This window comes from Paenibacillus sp. GP183, assembly GCF_900104695.1.
Taxonomy (GTDB): Bacteria; Bacillota; Bacilli; order Paenibacillales; family NBRC-103111; genus Paenibacillus_AI.
The window spans coordinates 807,339-827,161 of record NZ_FNSW01000001.1; the positions used below are offsets into that span (position 1 = coordinate 807,339).

The following is a 19,823-nucleotide window of genomic DNA, read 5'->3' on the forward strand; positions in this document are numbered from 1 at the left end:
TCATCGCTCCTCTCCTAATTTAATCGCCTGATGTACGCGCAATTGACGGATATGATTCAGCAGCAGCACCGTTCCAGCCAGCATCATCACGACCACCACTGCATAAAGCTGATTCGTGTCTTTAGCCGCGAACACAATCCGAAACGGCGGAACCTGCTTGCCCGATCCATCGGCGGTTTGCAGGAAGGGCAGAAATAAATAACCTGTCAGCTTTCCCAGCCCAATGCCAAGCGCAATGGATAGCCCTGCGGTAAAAATTTGCTCGATCAGCAGCATCCCCGTCATTTGCATTCGCGAAAGTCCAGTTGCTCGCAGAATGCCGAACTGCACAACTCGCCCTGATAAATTAAAGTACCAATACAGCACATATCCGATAAAAGAGATCAGCACCGAGACCAGAAATCCCAAGCTTAAAATTCCGAACACCCCGCCCTTGGAGGGATGCTGATTTTGCGTGATGAGCTCGTTTCGCACATCGCTCACGGATGCCAATTGAATGCCTTTTGCTTTCAACGCTTCAAATATAGGAGCTACCTTCGCGTCTGGCTTCATCTTCAACCATACTTCATAAGGCATTAACGGCATTTGATCGTAAAGATACGATAAGTTGGTTATAAAAAATGGTGTTTTCTCCGGATATTCATTGGGCCAATAGGGTACAATGCCGACGATCACCAGCTCCACATTTTTCTGTTGAATCGAGACGGTGACCAGATCGCCAACCTTTAATTGACGCTCTTCGGCAAAGGTGGACGAAATTAATGTCGCTTGTTCATAGGAGCCGAGCAATTTCAAATACGCAAACGGATGAGCTGGCGTTAAATCCCGGCGAAACCAGGCCACTTTGGAAAAATCCAGATTGTCTATACCCATGATGCTTCCTCTGCCAACCGACTTGCCTGAAACGGTTACCTCGCCCGTCGTTTGCAATACACGCGCTGCTGCTTCAATACCTTCCAATTTGCGATACGATTCAAAAGACGGCTCGGTATAGATGATCGGATGCTCTGTTTCGGAGCCTGCTCCTCCTGTTGTGCCGTCCTCTTCCGAATAGCCATCCCATACGGCTCTTACAACCACATCGGTTCCATATTGATAAAGCAGCTTATCCGTTGAATTCAAATCGATCGTACGCGCTGCGGACGAATGATAGACTCCCATGCCCAAGGTAAGAATCAAGAGCAGCATGAGGGGGAAATAAGCGGTGGCCGAGCGCGACAATTGCACCAAGGTCAAATATAGCGTGAGCGGCATGAATTTACGTCCGAGCCCATGAATCAGGAGGAGCAGCCATGGGAAAAGTCTTAAACAGAACAACCCCAGAGCAAATATCGCCACCGCCGGGATAAAAAATAACAGGGATTGAATTTGCAATTGGTTTGTCGATAATCCGGTACTAAAGGATAGCAATTGTTTTTGATTAAAGCTATACCAGCCGTAGCCAACAGCTAATAATAAAGCCAGATCAAGAAACCAACGCTGCCAAAACGGCTTCTGGTCGGATCTTGCGAGCTTCATCTTAAAGCCCACAATTGAAGCTCTGGCAAACGACATGGCTGGAATTACGCTGGACACGATTGCGACGACTACTGCGATCGCGCCATAGGCAAGGACATCAACCGAGGCATCGACTGGAATAGCTTCACGTCCGACGAAGGAAAGAAATCCATTCGAAGCTCCGATACATTTTGCCATAAAATAGCCGATAGGCAATCCCAAGACGAGCGAGACTCCGCCCATCCATAGCCCCTCTAATAAAAAAATCCAAATGATTTGTTTCGTGCTCCCGCCACGGCTGCGCAAGACGGCAATATCATTTCTTTGCCGTTCCAGGGCCTGTCTTGCATTCATCACAATATAGTAAAAGACCATAGCAAGCATGGGAGCGGCTAAAGTAAACAAAAGCGCTTGCAGCTGCACGCTTTGCCTACTGAATTCGTTCAGCAATGGAGCGAAAGAAATATCCACTTTGGTGTTTTTCAGTTTTTGAAAAAGCTGGATATCCAAGCGATTCAATGAGCTTTTAAGCGGTGAGAGATCGCTTGCCTGCAGCTCCCGCAAGTCAAAAGCGTAATACCAATTGGAGACGCTTAATAAAGCCTTCTGTTCTTGCAATTGTTTGGAGAACGACGCTTCGCTGATCAGCAAGGAATTGGCAAAGCTATCGATGCCTTGATACCAATAAGCTGAGGCCGCTTGCTTTGGTTTGAAGGCTCCCACAATCTGAATACGCAAGGTTTTGCTGCCGTTTGTCGTTGCTATCGTATATCGATAAATATCCCCGATCCGCAAATCATTTCGTGATAAGGCATCGTCTGACACCACCGCTTCGAGCACATTTGCTCCAGCATCTTCAAACATTCGTCCTTGGGTAATTTCCACATATTGCTTCAACCCGCTTTGGGCCACAGCTGTCATTTGACGACGTTTGTTTGTACTGCTATTGCTTTCCGAGATAAGCTGTGAGCTGCGAAGCGACTGAGTATGAACATAGCTCAGAAAAGGAAAGCGGATTTGCTCTGGAATGGTTTGTGCAATAAATGCATCGACTGCCGTCAAAGCTTTGGACTCGGTAACGTCATTGCTTGCCGCTTGATAGCGGATCAGCAAGGACCCTGCGGGATAGCCCTGGCTTTTTTCCTGAAGGGATTTGGCAATGACCCGTTTCAGAGAACCGTCGGCGTACATCGGAATGCTCGTTGTAAAGGCAACCGCCACGAGTAAACCTACAAACGAGCTGAAGGTCAGCCAACGATTGTTCCACATTTTACGATAAAGAAACCGCAGCATCTGCATTATTTGCCAACCACCTTTTGTCCAGGGGTAAGCCCTTTGATGATTTCTACTTCCGTCGCTGTAGCTAATCCTATTTCAACATCCACCTCGCGTTTATTTCCGGTCCCATCTGCCACCAAAACGTAGTTGCGTCCTCCCTGCGTCTGCAAAGCGGCTAGAGGAATTTGCACAGCATTGGCTTTACTCTCCGTTATGATCGTAGCACTCAGCGGAGTATTTTCAATTAGACCTGGAGGCATTTGGTTCAGTTGAATCACTACATAATCATCTATAGTTTGAGTTGTATTCGTTTGATTGTCATGCACAATAGGCAGTTTAACCACTTTCCCTTTAAATTGACCTGCCGTGTTGATGTCGATAACAGCTTCCATCCCCACAATCACAGCATTCAAATCGCTTGTACTGAATCTGGCAACGACAGTCAACTTGGCGGGATCGGAGATAACCGCAATCGTTTCATAAGCCTTTTTCATATCTCCTTCATTCTTAGCGACATATGTAATGACTCCTGTGAAGGGTGCGACCATTTTGGACTTCGCCAGCTTTTGCTTCAGTTTGGCCAGTTCCTGCTGCTGCAATTGCAAATCAAGCTGATCCAATTTCGTTGCGGATTGATTCTGCTCCGTCACATTGCGAAGCTTATCCTTCATCAACAGCTCGGCCTTTTGCAATTGGATCTCTTTTTGCCCGATCTGGCTTTCCAGATCACCTGTTTCCAGCTCGGCGATCAACTGTCCTTGCTTTACCGTATCAGCAGTTTTTACATGAATAGCTTGAATCCGGTAATTATCACTGACAAAATATAACTGTGACTCCTGCAGCGACATCAGTTTACCGGATGCGCGTACCTTTTGTTCAATGGTGGCCGATACCACATTATATTCCGGTTTTTGGGAAATTTTGGGCGGATCTATTATCGGAACGACTTCTACAGCAACTTCCTTCGGCAGCAAATTGCAGCCCGCTGTCGCTAACAGCGAACAGGTTATGAATAAAGCCATACATCGCTTGGACCAGATACACACGTATTCATTTATTTTATAATTCTTTATCGCTGCTAAATTGTCCATCCACCATCTCGTATACATGATCGGCCACCTCCATTAATGTAGGATCATGTGTCGTCATACAGAGAGTAACATTCTCCTCTGCAATTATTTCTCGAAACACCCTCATAATCTGAGCTCCCATTAGCGAATCCAGCTCTGCTGTCGGTTCATCGGCGAGCAGCAGCAGCGGTTTATGGGCGATCGCCTTGGCAATCGCCACTCGCTGCTGTTCGCCTCCGGATAATTCGAAAGGCCGATGATGCATGCGTTTGTTTAACCCGACAAGCTCCAGGCAATGCTGAACCCGATGCTTCCACTCGACTCGGGGAGTACCCGACATTCGCAAGCTCAGTTCGACATTCTCCCAAGCGGAAAGCAGCGGCATCAAGGCAAACGATTGAAAAATAAATCCTATCTTCTGCTTCCGCAGCTTGGTACGCTGAAGGTCATTCCACATCGAAATCAATTCCTCTTGAAAATAAACCTCTCCCTGGGTCGGAATATCCAGGCCTCCTATTAAATTTAACAATGTCGTCTTGCCTGAACCCGACCTTCCGCGAATGATGATCCACTGTCTTGCATAGAGCTCGAGACGAACTCCCTTCAGCACCTGAACTTGCCGGGAGCCGGCTTCGAAAGTTTTTTCCACCTGGTTGACCCTGATCATTGGTTCCATATGCGATGTACCCCCGGATCAATTAATGAAAATTTGCTGAATACCTCCGCCCATCACATTGCCTTCCTGTTCTTTTTCACCGCTGATATTAGCCTCGGTTAAGGCTTTCTGTCCTTTGTCTTTTATGGCTGCAAGCGCATCGGCCAGCGACTTCGTTTTTGCGATCGCCGCTTTTGTCTCTTCTAAGGTAATTTTGCTGAAGGCAGCTCTGAAGCCTTTTGGATAAAGCTGAGCAGCGGCATCGCTGTTTGGCTTCAGCTTATAGAACGCCTCCAGGCTTCGACCCTGCTTATCTGACGCATATGCACTGCGCGAAATGAGCTCCGGAGATGATTTAGAGCGGATTTTCGCCATTTCGTCGCTGTGCACATATTTGATAAATTCCCATGCGGCTCCAATATGAGCAGACTGCGCGTTAATCCCAAATATTTGCGAGATCGCAAAGGATCCACTTACATCGGGATTTGCCGGATCAACCGGCTCAGTCACCACACCCCAATTAATAGGCTTGGCATCCTTTTTCATATTCTTCATCATATCCATTTGATTGAGCAGGAAGGAATTGTCGATCATCATCGCCGCTCTTCCAGCCAGGAATAGATTGCTGTTTTCATCGATTGTCAGCCTTGTTTTACCATCATCTTTCGAACTGCTCACAACACCGCCAGCAGTAGCAGCGGCATTTCCCGGCTGAGATATCGATTTACTCTGATAACCTGCAACAACCTGCTCAAAGAGATTCTTCCACTCCGGGGTGCTTATCGTCAGATTTTTTCCTTCCGCATCGAGTAAAGACCACGTCTTCGACTGCGCGATCGTTTGGACCAGATCGAAAGGATTTTGCATAAACATCGATTGGGCCAATCCGTAAATCCGTGTTTCATCGGTTCCAGTTGTAGGAAACCGTTTGGCCAGCTGTAGTACCTCTTCCCAGCTCATTTTATCCTTGGGATAGGGAATCCCTTGCTTATCAAATAAATCCTTATTGTAAAATAAAGCCTTTGTCGTGAACGAAGGTGAAAGACCATACAGCTTGCTGCCGCCCTTGTTTTTCAGCAGTTCAATGACACCTGGCACCATGTTTTCCAAATCAAATTTATCCTGCTGAATGACTGAATCCAAAGCATACAGCTTGCCGTCTGCCGAGAATTTCTCGTATTGAGCCTGGCTCATCATGATGATATCCGGCTTGTTCACTTCAACAAGCTTGTCAAATTCCTTGACCGGATCCTTGCCCTCAAGATTGCCCATGCTCGACACCACATCAAAAGTAATGTTCGGGTATTTGGCTTGAAACACATTGCCATACAGGGAGTAAAAAGCCTGCTCGTTAAAATACAAAATCTTCAGCTTCACTTTTTCATCCTTATTAAACTTTGCTTCTGCAGTTTTCGTTTCACCCTTGCTGCAAGCGGGTAATACCAGAACTAAAGCTAATGTCAAACCAAGCCAGCCACTCCATTTATTCATAAAAAAAACCTCCAATGGGTTTATTTCACTGGATTAACAGTGAATTTTTTTGATACAAACCCAATATGAGGAATTTTTCTTAGAATTAGCTTTGAAAGGTTAAACTTTTATCTTCTAAGCGGAAAAGTAAGCAGGAAACGTGTTCCTCGGCCCAGCTGGCTCTCCGCACGAATTTTGCCGCCATGCCTCTGCACAATCCAATGGGCTATTGACAAACCTAGGCCCAAGCTGCCATCAGAACGCGAACGAATCTTGTCGCCGCGAAAAAAACGTTCAAAAATAAACGGCAGATCGGATTCAGGGATTCCGACTCCCGTATCTTCGATGATCAAATTCACGGAATGCGCCGTCCTGTTTGAAGAAATAGAGATCATTCCTCGCTCGGGTGTGTATTTAAGCGCGTTATCGATCAAGATGACCAGAAGCTGATGAATTCGCTCCTCATCGGCCATCATTTCCAGCGGGCATTCCAGCTTCACTTTTAATTCAATTTGTTTCATATCAGCCAATGGCGTAAATTGCAGTACGCATTCTCTAATTAACGAATCTATATCGATCGGTTTCGTCTGGATTTCCATTTGGTTGGAATCAGATCGCGCAAAGGTCAGCAAGCTGGTGATAAGTTTATTGATCCGTTTCGATTCCTTCAGAATGGTTGAGACGTAACCGCTCTCCTGCTCGATGGAATGATCCGGGTGACGGAGCAGCAGCTCCGTATTGGCTTGAATGACAGCAAGCGGAGTACGCAGTTCATGTGAGGCATCCGCTACAAATTGCTGCTGCTTCTCCCATGATTCCCGAATCGGAACCAAGGCACGCTGGGCCAGATAAAACCCTGCAAGCAAGGTCAATAAACCGCTTATCGCAACGCCGGCAATAATAATGATAAATAAGCTGTGCAGCATGTTAAGCCCCGGATCTATATTGCTGATAAACTGCATGGTTGCAACAGGAGATCCGACGAGCAATGTATTAAAAGGCTCATTTGCAAAAGTAGCAAATCCAGACATGATCTTTCCTTTTAACCCAGGCAGTTCTCCTGCGCTGTATCCTGTCACCAGTTCCATTTTTGTATAAACATTTTGCGATACGGTTGTCAAATCCAAGCTATTCAGCATTGGAGATGCTAATGATGGGATAAAGCTTGACCCCGTTAAACTTGTCGGAGGGTTCAACAATTTTAATTGAATAAATGAGGATTTGAATGGGATATTTTTATTCGACACGGCAAGGACACGATAATGGCGTCCGTCCACGACTACCGTTGTTGGAGAATTATCCACAGTTTGCGGTAAAGAAATGGGGACTTCATTCATTTGTTTGCTAAGCACAACACTTTGATTATCCTGGGTTTGGGAGGTAACAGTACCTTTTACATCGCGCGTGATAAAAAATACCCGTGGATCAACGCTATCAGGAGATTGGTAATAGACTTTGTCTCCAATTCCATTTTGCCTCAATTGCACATTTTTTGCTTGCTGCAATAAAGAATCGTCTATTTTGGCATAAAGCTGAAATTTCACATATAAAAACAGCGCAGCGCCGAATAAGCTGAGAATGAGGAAAAAAATCAATGTGTTCAAAATAGTCAAACGCATTCGAGTTTTATAAAACATCCTCATTTCTCCTTTAGCCGATAGCCAACTCCCCGGACGGTATGTAATAAATGCTCACAGCCATGCAGGCTCATTTTTTTGCGCAAATAATGGATATAGAGCTCAACAATACTGTTTGCTGTATCCGAATCAAATCCCCAAATGCGATCAAAAATTTGTTCCTTTGTTAGTATCTGTTCACTATTCAATACCAAAAATTCCAGCAGCTTAAATTCTTTGATCGTTAATTGAAGTGGACTCCCATCTACGAAGGCATCATGCAATTTGGGCTTGATACTGATTATGCCGTAAGAGATCTCCCCTTCAGAGCTCATAGCTCCCTGCCGACGCAAAAGCGCACGAACTCTTGCCAAAAGCTCGGTGATCACAAAAGGTTTAACTATATAATCGTCAGCACCTGCGTCTAAACCGCTTACCCGATCCTCCACACTATCCTTTGCTGTCAAAAATAAAATAGGGGTCGCCATAGACCGCAAGCGCAGCTTTTTTACAATCGATAACCCATTCGTTCCCGGGAGCATAATATCAAATACCAACAAATCATAAATCCCTTGCTCTGCAAGGAATAATCCGTCATCCCCTGAATCCGTGCCATCCACCTGATAGGATTCCTCTTCAAATAGCTCAGTAATCACCTTCCTCAAAGGAAGATCATCCTCAACCACCAATATTCGCATCCCGCCACCCCCTGCTCCATCCATTCTAAATGGCTTTCCTTAAATCAGAATGAATCCTGACTTAATTTTCCATAAATTCAGCGCAGAACTAGTGTATGCTTCAATTATTAGATTTTCATTTGAAAACCTGGCCGGCGATTCTAGCATTCTATTCCTGCTGATGAGTGTTAAGAGAATTTACATTTATTTCATCAAATATTTTCATTTAGGTAAATTTTTCTAATTTAATATATTCCTGTGTACATAAGTACGCAAATTCACTAGATTGGGAGATGTATTATGAGAGTTAGCCGTTTAATGTTTCGTTTGCTTCTTGCTTCCGTGTTAAGCATCAGCGTTTTATTGACCAGCTTGGGCAATGCACCGCAGACTTATGCGGAGGGGCCAAGCGATCCGGCTCCCCAAATTCTCCATGTTGGCCCGGCCAACGGGAAGAAAGTTCTATTCGATAATACACACGCTCAAACAGCAGGTGCAGCGGATTGGGTGATTGATGGGGCATTCTCCGATTTTGGAAATGCTTTGGCCAATCAGGGCTATGATGTCAAAGAATTACGTAAATCAACACCGATCGTCCTTAGTGATCTGTCCGGCTATGACGTCCTGGTCATTGGCGAAGCGACATTCCTTACAAAACGTCCGAGCAAGCAGCTATGCTCCAGTATGTGCAAGGGGGCGGCAGTATTTTCTTCATAGCGGACCATTATAATGCGGATCGGAATAAGAATCGTTGGGATTCCTCTGAAGTGTTCAATGGCTACCGCCGCGGCGCATGGTCGAATCCTGCACAAGGCATGACCGCTGAAGAAAGCAGCTCGGCCGCGATGAGCGGTGTGGCTAGTTCAGATTGGCTGGCTAACAATTTTGGAATTCGTTACAGGTATAATGCCATTGGCGATGTAACCGCAAATCAGATTGTGGCCCCGGCCCAAGCCTTTAATATTACAGCTGGAGTGTCTACAGTAGCGATGCATGCAGGTTCAACACTGGCCATTATCGATCCTAATAAGGCAAAAGGGATAGTATACCTGCCTGCTACTTCCACAAAATGGGCAAATGCAGTCGATCAAGGAGTTTACGCGGGAGGAAGTACCGCCGAAGGCAAACAAAACACGCCGAGCATGATAAGTAATATACTGCCGAATTTGCCTAGGGTAAATGGATTCTTAGGCAATCCCATAAGTCCGAGGTGATCGATAATTGAGGAAGCCACAAGCTGCCCGGCAATGATCAGGATAAAAACGGAGACAGTTCCAATCTTCCCCGTAGCATAGGAGGTGCTGAACATTATGCCTACGCCCAAAATTCCCGCAACCAATATCCAAGGAATGACTTGAAGCTGGAGCGGAGGAGCGGATTTGACACGCCACAATAAAAAAGAGGCAAAGGCGATTTGTATTGCGGAAACACCAATAATCATTCCATACTGTCCCTGAACTTTGCCTATGTACGCATTGATCATACCTTGAGTAACACCCAGTAATCCTGCAGAAAAAGCAAGTATAAAGCTTATTTTGTTTGCTAGCATGTGTCCATTCCCCTTCAATTTCAATAAGCTTTATGGTTGGTTCCTTTCTTCCTGATCATGCATCGGATCAAGCTTTTTTCGAAAAATCAAAGGAATGGCAACAACCGCGGCAATCATCAATATGGCAACGAAGATAGTGTTGATAGATCCTTTCATAAAGCTGGATCCTAGAAAATTGAAGGCAATGGTGATCGGAATGATTCCGATCACCGTTCCAAGTAAATAAGGCAGGATTCGGATTTTCGACAAACCGGCTGCATAACTAATCAAATCAAACGAGATAAAAGGAATTAAACGAATGAGAAGTATATAGAAGAAGCCTTGGGCTTCCAGCCTCTTTTCAAGCTTGCTCCATTTTCCCGTCCATTGTTTATTGACCAGTTTTTTGCCGAAATAACGGGAGACGAGAAACGATAACAATGCCCCGAGTGTAGCTCCAATGATCGTAAATATGGATCCCCACAGAGCACCGAACGCTAGTCCTCCGGTCAACGACAATATGGTTACAGGAAATAAAACAAAGGGCCTGAAGGTAAATAATAATATATACAGGGGAGGAGCCATCCAACCGAAGGACAAGATCCAATCACGGATGTTTTGCGGAGTAAGATGCAAGTAACGTTGATTGATCCAAAGCAATAGAGCAATTACAAAAAGCAGGATTGCGACTATTTTGACAAACGGCTTCTTTTTCAAGTTGCACCCCCTTTGTTACTCATATTTCAGTTACATTGTCGAAAGAATGATTACCTTTTGAATATAACATAAAATGACCAAATCTAATGTGAAGTTAACTTAAATAATAAATGACAGCCAATTGTGTTCAACCCACACAACTGGCTGTCATTTTCGTTACAGTGTCATAAGTTAGAATCCGTTGTCTGCATTCATAAAATCTTATACATTTTATATCATTTTTTTTATGTATAATGAAATTATTAAATTAAAAGGAGAATTAAAATTATGCCAAAAGTCGAGAGCATGAAACCTTCGCTTTGGGAGACTGCACTTCAAGTGGCCCCAGCGCTTTATTTGGATAGCAAAGAACCTTTTCTCCCCATCAGGGTGGGCATCACTATTTTCGAGAATACCGCTCCGTCATTATCATTCAACAGGGTGATTGAAGTCAACCGCGAGAAGATTCATGCGGTTATTGAATACGCGATTTATTGGGACTATGACATCCAGCACCTTTACGATTTGGAGCATGTCTGGGTTTATGTCGGATACGAAGGAGAAATCGTTTCCTGCGAAGCCAGCTTCCATGGAAGGTATTTGCTTGGCTTGCTGCGCGACCGCAGCAACTTGCCAGCCGATAACCGCGTCAAATTATTCGTACAACCAGGCAAGCATGCGATGTCGCCATTGGAGGAAGTATTCCGGCTTCTCCCTGATGTAGAGACGTGCAACAATGAACTGGCTGGCAATGGAGGCGTATTAGAGCCTGAGATGTTTAAGGGACAGTTCAAATCCGGGGATCATATCGATAAAATAGCGGAAGAGCACCTTCGCTCCTTCCGCTTCCAACCAAGCTTTGAATATATACGATATGAATGGCCTGACGACATTTTCGTCACATGGGACGAGCTTCGAGAAGAGATCCCTGTTCGCCAGAGAGCGCTCCTGGAAACTTTATCATGACTGCAGCTTGTCGTTTAACTGTTCCACCAAGTCCAGCAATTCCAACGGTTCACGAATCGTATACACCGGGCGTTCGCTTTCGTCGGCCGGTGTATGCGGATAACGTGAGGTCCAGCTGAGAAAGACGCTGGTGATGCCAAGAGCATTCGCGCCTTTGATATCACGGCTTAAATTATTGCCGACCATCACAATCCGGGAATAATCCATCTCGTTCAGATCAAGCGCCCCTACCGCCGCCTTGAACATCCGCGGACTCGGCTTACTGGCCTTGATCGTTTCCGAATAAATCATGGTGCTGAAGCAATCATAGAGGCCCAACTGAGTAAACATATTTTTGAATGATTGCGCATTGCCATCGGCAACCAGAGCGAGTGTATATCCCCTCTCGATTAAGGCTTTAACCATTACATCCGCGCCTGGAATAACGCTCGCGCTAATGACTATGTCTTCATCATTCCTGATTTCCGTTGTTTCATCGATAATCGTGTCGCCGCTATCCAGAAATATAATGAGCTTCTTCTCACTCATGGTATCGTCTCCCTCGTTTGTTTTAAAACCTCTGTTCGACAGGAAAGGTTTCCGTAATTCCCCTGAGCTTCAACTCATTTGCATAGTGGCACGCCACCACACGTCCCTCGCCTATCTCCTGCAATTCCGGAGCGGTTTGCTCGCACAGCTCTGTTTTATAAGCGCATCTCGGATGGTAATGGCAGCCCGAAGGCGGGTTAGCCGGATTTGGAATCTCACCGCGCACAATAACCCTTTCCTTCTTTCTGTCCGGATCGGGATTGGGTACCGCTGACAGCAATGCCTCTGTATAGGGATGCCTTGGTTGATAGAACAAATCGTCAGTAGACGCAAGCTCGATAATTTTCCCCAAATACATCACGGCGATCCGGTCGGAAATATGCTTGACCACAGACAGATCGTGCGAGATGAAAAGGTACGTAATCTGAAATTGCTGCTGCAAATCCTTAAGCAGGTTAATGATTTGCGCCTGAATAGAAACGTCAAGCGCGGATACCGCCTCGTCGCATACGATCACCTTGGGATTGGTAATGAGCGCCCTGGCGATGCCGATTCGCTGCCGCTGTCCTCCCGAGAAAGCATGAGGATACCGCCTCAAATAACTGATATTCAATCCCGTCTGCTCGGCCATTTCGATCACGCGCTTTTCAATTTCGAATTTTGACAAATGAAATGAAGCCCTGAGCGGCTCACTGATAATGTCGAAGACGGTCATCCGAGGATTTAATGAAGAATAGGGGTCCTGAAAAATCATTTGAATGTTTTTGCGTATAGCTGTGTACTCCTGCTGCTTGGCTTGCAAAAAGTCGACCTTGGTGCCATCCTCCAAGTAATAGAAAACTTGGCCGGAGGTCGCCTCAATCCCTCTGACCAAGCACCTGCCCAGCGTAGTCTTACCGCAGCCCGATTCTCCCACGAGACTAAACGTTTCCCCCTTGCGTAACGTAAACGATATGTCCGAGACCGCCTTGACCGCAGTCGTTTTGCGGGTGAATCCGAAGCCCTTGTGCACGGGATACTCTTTGACTAGATTGTCTATCTGCATTATTGGTTTTTCAGTCATGGCGCTCTCCACTTTCGTTCTTGTTTTCGCCGTAAAGAAAACAGCTAACCGTATGATTGGCGGACAGCTGTGTCTGCGGCACTTGGCGTTTGTCGCAAAGACCTGGAATCCGGTCCTTGCAGCGATCGTAGAATCCGCACATCGGCGGCAAATTCAGTGGAATAGGCACCGTTCCTTCTATGGACTCCAAACGTTCCTTTCTTCCTCCAATCGCCGGAATAGAGTTAAGGAGCCCTCTGGTATACGGGTGTTTCGGATGATGGAATATTTCACTCACGGTCGCCTGCTCGACAATTTTGCCCAAATACATGACGGCGACTTCGTCGCACATTTCCGCAACAATGCCAAGATCGTGGGTAATGAACACGATAGCCATACCGAATTGCTGCTGCAATTGCTTCATCAATTCCAACACCTGGGCTTGGATCGTTACATCAAGAGCGGTCGTAGGCTCATCTGCAATCAGCAGCTCGGGTCCGCAGGAGAGCGCCATGGCAATCATCGCTCTTTGCATCATTCCTCCTGAAAACTCATGAGGATATTGGTCGAAACGCCTTTCCGGATTGGAGATTCCCACGCGCTGCAGAACGTCAATTGTCATCCGCTTTGCTTCATGTTTATTTTTAGTGCGGTGCAGCAATACCGATTCCATGATTTGATTGCCAATTGTGTACAAAGGAGAGAAGGCTGTCATTGGTTCTTGGAAGATCATCGCGATCTTGCTTCCGCGTATAGAGCGAATTTCTGCCCCGTCACGTTTCATCTTGAGCAAATCGGCATCCCCGAGCTTGATCGACCCCGAAGTGACGGAGGTTTTAGGCTGAATGCCGAGAATGGCTTTACCTGTAATGCTTTTACCGCAGCCGGACTCCCCGACAATACCCAGAGTTTTTCCTTTGGAAACCTGAAAGCTGATACCGTCGACAGCTTTTAACAAGCCTCCATCCGTTGGAAAATGAATTTTTAATTCGTCAACTTGAAGCAGGGTTTGAAGATTCTCTTTTACTGCAGTCATCATGATCTTCCTCACAAGTAGAATGTAGATCTTATTTATACGGATCGGCCGCGTCACGCAAGCCGTCCCCAAGGAAATTAAACGTCAGTACCGTAACAATGACAGAGACCAGCGGAATCAATTTCCAAGGATATAAAGCTACGCTCTCCATTCGCTGCGCTTCCTGCAGCAGGACGCCCCAGCTTGCAGCAGGCGAGCGAATACCAAGCCCAAGGAAGCTCATCGCCGTTTCACCGATAATCATCGAAGGGATCGAAAGCGTCATGCTCACAACCAAATAGCTCATGAATCCGGGAATGAGATGAACTGCGATTATTCTCGAGTTGCTGATTCCGGAAATTTTCGCGGCCATTACATAATCTTCATTCTTTATCGAAATAAATTTACTGCGAACCACCCGAGCCAATCCCGTCCATTCGATGAAAGCCATAATGATCGTAATGTACAGGAACATTTGCACTACAGGCACCCTGGGGGGAATAGCCGCCGATAACGCCATCCATAACGGAAGAGTTGGAAAAGAACGAATGATTTCAATGCTCCTTTGAATCATGTTGTCGATTGGTCCGCCAAAGTACCCCGAAATACCTCCTAGCAACAATCCGAGGATAAAGCTTATAAAGACACCGACCAAGGGAATAGTTAAGGAAATTTGACTGCCTAGAACAACTCTGGAGAATAAATCCCTGCCCATACCATCTGTACCAAAAATAAAAAGATGCCCCGGCGCTTTCACGCCAAACAGATGCAAATTGCTCGGAATAACGCCCCAAAATTTATATTCATTGCCTTTCACGAAAAACTGAATGGCATACGTATGCTCTGTGTCCTCGACGAACATTTTGCGCAGCGTAACCGGGTCACGGCCCGACTTAGTACCGTATACGAACGGCATTAAGTGGAATTTGCCGTCTTTATCGATCCAATGCAATTGCGTCGGCTTGCTGTTCACACTTTCGCTGTCGTAGCTGTCCAGCCCTTGTGGGGCAATGAAATTACCGAATAAAGCGACCACATACATGAAAGTGAGCACAAACAGACTGATTTTGGCCAGCTTATGCTTCATCAATTTCCGGGCCATTAGCCGCCAATGCGAGGCCGCGTAATACGATTCTTCCTTCTTTTTTACTGTAAACAGCTTGGAAAATAAGGTGGTGCCGCCTAACTGAGTTTTCATCCTTCACATTCCTTTTCTCTGCAAGCGAATTCGGGGATCTAGCCAGAATAGCAAAATGTCCGAAATCAAAGTACCAAGCACGATGCACACCGCCATAAAAAGCAGCCAAGTGCCGGCAAGATACATATCCTGACTGAGCAGCGCTTGGTATATAACCGGTCCTTGGGTCGGTAAATTGAGTACAATCGCAGTAATGGTACTTCCTGTAAAAATCGATGTAAGTGACCACCCGAGTGTGCTGACAATCGGATTAATCGCTGCGCGAATCGGATATTTCATAATGATTTTCGCTTCCGAAAGCCCTTTGGCTCTTGCGGTCAGCATATAGGGCTTGTCCATCTCGTCAAGCATCTGCCCTCGCATGACGCGAATTAAATCGCATGTGCTTCCTAAGCCGATGACGACGATAGGGATAATCATATGCTTGAGAAAATCGGCAAATTTCGCAATGGACCATGCTTTATCGACAAATTGTGGAGAAAACAATCCCAGCATCGGATCGCCTACGTATATATAGGAAAAGTACATCAAAACAATCGCAAGTAAAAAATTCGGAGTGGCCATGCCTAAAAAGCCGAGTCCTGTTATGAGGTAATCGCCGAAGGAGTATTGCTTAACCGCGCTGTAAATGCCTATTGGTATTGAAACCACATACGTAAACAGCATGGAAACTAGTGAAACGATCATCGTTAGCCCCATATACTGGCCGAGAATCGATAACACCGGACGGTTGTAGCTAAATGAATAACCGAAATCTCCTCTACTCACCATGCCCCACATCCATTTCAAATATTGGATGTACCAGGGTTGGTCCAGGCCGTACGACTCTCGCAACATTTGCATGGTTGCCTTGTCCAAAATTTCTCCTCCGACTGCCATCTTGGCAGCATAATCGCTGATGAAATCGCCGGGAGGAAGCTGGATGATAAAAAAAACAATAATGGAAATGAGCAACACGACTGGAATCATCGTAATCACTCTGCGCACAATATAAGTAAGCATGGTACTCCTCTCTTCATAACGCAAAAACAATGGGGGAGAATTGAACCTCCCCCCATTGTTCAGCAGTTAGCCTATTCTAAGTAGAATTGCTCCGGATGGGCAAGGCCCATTCCTCTGGTCTCGTCGCTTGAGAAAAGCGCAGTCGGAAAGTTTTTCAAATTATTTTTGACGATAAATACAACTGGTGTAGGGCTCGTATAGCCGATAACCCATTGATTTTTTTGGTGAAGCTTAACGATCTCGTTACTCCACTTCGTAATTTCTTCCTTGGTTTTGGCGGCTTTGAGTTTGTCCCAGTACTCCAAGATCAGGGCCACATCGCCTTCCGGCTTAACACCCTCCTTGCCCTTGGAGGAAGTATACAAACCGTAATGGCCGAACCAAGGGGTAATGACGCGGAGCGGAACGAGCTCATCCGGCCTTAAGGCAACGTTCATAACACTTACGTTAGCAATGCTGGCAGGTATTTTGTTGGCATACTTCAGGTCGTTGTAGCTGCCGTTATCGACTACCTTCAGATCGGTTTTGATGCCGACTTGATCGTAATATTTTCGAAGCAATTCTATAAATCTCTCGTCGTCGCCTTTCTGTTCATAGATGACGATAGATAAATCGGAACCGTCGGCATAGGTTCTGTATTTATGGTTACTGTCCCATTTCAACCCGATGTCGTCGAAGAGCTTGGCGGCGCGATTCGTGTCGTAGCCGATCCATTGCTTATCCCAGCCATCCTGGTAGTTTGGAAGGCCTTTAGGCACCGAAGCTTGAGCCGGCTTGCCTTGTCCGTTCGTTATAATTTCCGATACTTGATTGCGGTCTACGGCGACGGAGAGCGCCTCTCTGAATCGAATGTCTTGGAACAAAGCACGGAGCTTCGGAGCTTCGGTCGTTTGATTCAATTCAATTCCCGTACTGGACCAGCTTGTAGCTGACCAAGTAACGACGTGATAATTGCCTTTTTTCTCATTTTCCTTCAAAACCGTAAAATCTTTAAAATCAGCCCCGGTTAATTCAACGTTACCGGCAAACGTTTCAATCATCGTGTGGCTGCTGTCTTGCATTTTGGGCATTACGATGCGGTCAATATAAGGAAGCTGCTGGCCATCTTTGTCCGTCTTGAAAAAGTAGGGATTGCGCTCCAAAATGAATTTGTCGCTGTTGGCGTCATTTTTCGCTACCCAAGCGTTAAGCGTCGGGCGCTGCGGATACAACCAAAAATAGTAGCCAGTCCAAATGCCCAAGTTCTTCGTATCGTTGAAGCCGTATTGTTTGGCAACCTCAAGCGCTTTGTCTGGACCGATAAATTCCGGCAGAACCGTTTTGTAATAATGAGCAGGCGCGAAAAACCATTTGTTGTCGATCGCGAGGCGCTCCAGGAACTGAACGCTCGAGTGTTTGAACTTGACTTGAACCGTGTAATCGTCGACTTTGGTCACTTCGGCTCTTTCTTTCGATCCTGTTGCCGGATCAATGGAGTAATAGCAATCGTAGAGCGCTTTGCCGAACGTTTCCGGAATAAGCATATGCTCCCAATAGAAGAGAACGTCATCAGCGTTGAAAACATGCCCGTCAGACCACTTCATGCCTTGGCGCAAATGTATGGTAAATAAGGTCGAATCGGCGTTCACATCGTAGCCTTTGGCAACGTTAGGTTCTACGCCTGAGCCGTCTTGCTTGAAACGGAATAGCGGTTCTTCCGTCACCATCTCGATTCCCCATTTATCGTTGGGTCCACTCCAAGGATACCGCCATTCGCCGCCATATTTTCCGGTTTTGTCAAGTACCGGCTCAATCATGATATCCTGCTTCGCCGGCAGCCGCTGATCTACTGCTGGCAGCGTACCTGCCTTTGCAAGCGCTTCCAGCATTGGTGCTTCTTTAAACGTACCAGTAGAGGTTTTCGTACTTGCAGTATTCCCGGGTGAAGCGCTGTTCTGTGCATTATTGTTGTTTTTCGATAAACAGCCTGCTAACACGGAAATCGACAGCAGTACAACCACAGTGGTGGTTATCATTTTTTTTCTTGCCATTTGGACACTCCATTCTCTCTTTATATTTCTTTAATCCAAAGCCATTCAATCCTTTAAACATAAGCAGGAATGTTCCATATGTATAGGCGCAGTCATGTTCCCCCTCCAGCAATAAATAAAAATATCAATCGCTTATATTTAGATTATCTTATGTCATTGACATATTCAATAACCTTCCTTGTATTTATTTTGTAAACCTGATATTTGTTAATTTATTAAAAAAGAGGCTGTCCCCAATGGGTACTTCCAACTGAACCAGACCCAAAATAGGAACGAAAAAACCTCCAACTCCACTATAAATTTGGGTAGGAGGTTCGTTTTTGACTCCATATTGCTGACGCTGCTTATTTAGCTTCTACTCTATTTGGAGTGAACGAACGGAGCTTCGTTCGACAATCGAGGTGTTTACTTTTATCGTAATAGCTCCTTGCCTCGAATTGTCCATACGTTGCATGAGCAAATTTACTGCAGCTTCTCCCAATTTCTCCGTAGTTTGTCTACCAGTAGTTAAGGGAACGGGCAGCAGGCTCGCCAATTGAATATCGGTAAATCCGACAATGGACAGCTGTTCGGGGACGGACTTGTTCATATGTATAGCTGTGTAGAGGCAGGAAGCCGCTACGTAGTCATCGGCGCATACCAATGCCGTTAAAGTATGGTTGCACCCGATAAGAGTCTCCAATTGCGGGTTGGATGCGTTCAAGTTGTTTAAGTAATCCTCCGTACACTCCAGGAAGATATTTTGGCTATTGATGGGAAGATTGTGATCAAGCATAGCTCGTAAATATCCCTGATAGCGATCCTCCCTGCTTGTCACCCCATCAAATATCATCGAAACATAGCCTATCTCTTTGTGACCCTTGGCAATCAAATATTGTGTAAGATTATAGGCGCCTTGATAGTGATCGTGATAAACACAATCAATTTGAACTTCACGGAATATTCGATCAATGATGACCAGCGGGTAGTTCAAAAGATTCAGCCTCAACACTTTCTCACTGCATGTCTTTCGCCCACGCGGATACAAAATAATGCCCTCTATTTGATCTTCGTAAAGCTCCTGCAGACACTCGCTTTCATCCTCTTTGTCCGTTGTTATCTTAATAAGCAAATGACAACCGGACTTTCGGGCTTCATTTTCTACCGATGAGATGATCCGGGATATATAATCGTCCATATTTGGCACCAATATAGCGATCCTTTTCTTAATTGGCCGCATTACTTTTGGGGTGTAAGCCGGCAGGTCCTCAGCTTCCCAAACCGAGCCGTTCTCAGATAGAAAAGTTCCTCTTCTTGCAAGTCTATACACGATACCTTGTTTAGCCAATGATTCCAGAGCAAGCTTCGTGGTCATTCTACTAACACCGAACTTCTTTGCCAATTCACCTTCTGAAGGAACGGGATCGTGAGCTCTCAGCTTTCTGCTGCGAATTTCCGTTTTTAGTTTCTCAGCAATTTGGACGTATAGCAGCTGCTTTCTTTCTTTTTCACGATGGAACACCAATTCGGCTCATTCCTTCACTGTTTATCTATATCAGAAGTATACTAACATAAA

Annotated in this window: 16 protein-coding genes and 1 pseudogene; 2 read left to right on the forward strand and 15 right to left on the reverse strand. The window is 45.7% G+C overall.

Features of this window, described 5'->3' with window-relative positions:
- The 6 genes from BLV33_RS04040 to BLV33_RS04065 form a co-directional block, all read right to left on the reverse strand.
- A complete protein-coding gene (locus BLV33_RS04040; RefSeq protein WP_090788512.1) occupies nt 1-2,796 on the reverse strand; it encodes an ABC transporter permease in 2,796 nt (931 codons plus the stop codon).
- The gene (locus BLV33_RS04045; protein ID WP_253186965.1) at nt 2,796-3,884 is read right to left on the reverse strand and encodes an efflux RND transporter periplasmic adaptor subunit; all 1,089 of its coding nucleotides are present in this window, start codon (nt 3,882-3,884) and stop codon (nt 2,796-2,798) included. Before BLV33_RS04045 ends, BLV33_RS04040 begins: the two co-directional genes overlap by 1 nt.
- Nucleotides 3,835-4,521 (reverse strand): ABC transporter ATP-binding protein, encoded by a 687-nt coding sequence (locus BLV33_RS04050; RefSeq protein ID WP_090788514.1) that lies wholly within the window; start codon nt 4,519-4,521, stop codon nt 3,835-3,837. The genes BLV33_RS04045 and BLV33_RS04050 overlap by 50 nt, the downstream gene beginning before the upstream one ends.
- A gap of 18 nt (nt 4,522-4,539) precedes the next feature.
- Complete coding sequence (locus tag BLV33_RS04055) at nt 4,540-5,991, reverse strand: ABC transporter substrate-binding protein (RefSeq protein WP_090788516.1); 1,452 nt, start codon at nt 5,989-5,991, stop codon at nt 4,540-4,542.
- Nucleotides 5,992-6,098: 107 nt separating this feature from the next.
- Complete coding sequence (locus BLV33_RS04060; protein WP_171909003.1) at nt 6,099-7,607, reverse strand: sensor histidine kinase; 1,509 nt, start codon at nt 7,605-7,607, stop codon at nt 6,099-6,101.
- Nucleotides 7,608-7,609: 2 nt separating this feature from the next.
- Complete coding sequence (locus BLV33_RS04065) at nt 7,610-8,284, reverse strand: response regulator transcription factor (RefSeq protein WP_090788520.1); 675 nt, start codon at nt 8,282-8,284, stop codon at nt 7,610-7,612.
- A 279-nt stretch (nt 8,285-8,563) separates the two neighbouring features.
- Between BLV33_RS04065 and BLV33_RS04070 the strand changes: the two are divergent.
- Nucleotides 8,564-9,387: pseudogene (locus BLV33_RS04070) on the forward strand (Ig domain protein group 2 domain protein); the annotation flags it as partial.
- On the opposite strand, the gene BLV33_RS04075 reads toward BLV33_RS04070, so the two are convergent.
- Together BLV33_RS04075 and BLV33_RS04080 are read right to left on the reverse strand one after the other, a co-directional pair.
- Nucleotides 9,360-9,812 carry a DMT family transporter gene (locus tag BLV33_RS04075; protein ID WP_090788522.1) on the reverse strand — a complete coding sequence of 151 codons (453 nt, stop codon included), beginning with the start codon at nt 9,810-9,812 and terminating at the stop codon, nt 9,360-9,362. The pseudogene BLV33_RS04070 and the gene BLV33_RS04075 overlap by 28 nt on opposite strands.
- Nucleotides 9,813-9,842: 30 nt before the next feature.
- On the reverse strand, nt 9,843-10,508 hold the full coding sequence (locus tag BLV33_RS04080; RefSeq protein WP_090788524.1) for a TVP38/TMEM64 family protein: 666 nt from the start codon (nt 10,506-10,508) through the stop codon (nt 9,843-9,845).
- 267 nt (nt 10,509-10,775) lie between these two features.
- On the opposite strand from BLV33_RS04080, the gene BLV33_RS04085 reads away from it, so the two are divergent.
- On the forward strand, nt 10,776-11,453 hold the full coding sequence (locus BLV33_RS04085) for a hypothetical protein (RefSeq protein ID WP_253186966.1): 678 nt from the start codon (nt 10,776-10,778) through the stop codon (nt 11,451-11,453).
- Here BLV33_RS04085 and BLV33_RS04090 read toward each other — a convergent pair.
- The 7 genes from BLV33_RS04090 to BLV33_RS04120 form a co-directional block, all read right to left on the reverse strand.
- Nucleotides 11,448-11,981: an HAD family hydrolase gene (locus tag BLV33_RS04090; protein WP_090788526.1), complete on the reverse strand. Its 534-nt coding sequence runs from the start codon at nt 11,979-11,981 to the stop codon at nt 11,448-11,450. The two genes, BLV33_RS04085 and BLV33_RS04090, sit on opposite strands and share 6 nt — an antisense overlap.
- A 22-nt stretch (nt 11,982-12,003) precedes the next feature.
- Entirely contained in the window at nt 12,004-13,044 is a 1,041-nt protein-coding gene (locus BLV33_RS04095; RefSeq protein WP_090788528.1) for an ABC transporter ATP-binding protein, read from the reverse strand.
- Nucleotides 13,037-14,062, reverse strand: a complete 1,026-nt coding sequence (locus tag BLV33_RS04100; RefSeq protein WP_090788529.1) for an ABC transporter ATP-binding protein — start codon at nt 14,060-14,062, stop codon at nt 13,037-13,039. Before BLV33_RS04100 ends, BLV33_RS04095 begins: the two co-directional genes overlap by 8 nt.
- A 28-nt stretch (nt 14,063-14,090) precedes the next feature.
- Entirely contained in the window at nt 14,091-15,236 is a 1,146-nt protein-coding gene (locus BLV33_RS04105) for an ABC transporter permease (RefSeq protein WP_090788531.1), read from the reverse strand.
- 3 nt (nt 15,237-15,239) lie between these two features.
- Nucleotides 15,240-16,238 (reverse strand): ABC transporter permease, encoded by a 999-nt coding sequence (locus BLV33_RS04110; RefSeq protein WP_090788533.1) that lies wholly within the window; start codon nt 16,236-16,238, stop codon nt 15,240-15,242.
- A 71-nt stretch (nt 16,239-16,309) separates the two neighbouring features.
- Nucleotides 16,310-18,268 carry an ABC transporter substrate-binding protein gene (locus BLV33_RS04115; protein WP_090788535.1) on the reverse strand — a complete coding sequence of 653 codons (1,959 nt, stop codon included), beginning with the start codon at nt 18,266-18,268 and terminating at the stop codon, nt 16,310-16,312.
- A 355-nt stretch (nt 18,269-18,623) separates the two neighbouring features.
- Nucleotides 18,624-19,769 carry a GntR family transcriptional regulator gene (locus tag BLV33_RS04120; RefSeq protein ID WP_090798660.1) on the reverse strand — a complete coding sequence of 382 codons (1,146 nt, stop codon included), beginning with the start codon at nt 19,767-19,769 and terminating at the stop codon, nt 18,624-18,626.
- Nucleotides 19,770-19,823 lie beyond the last annotated feature (54 nt).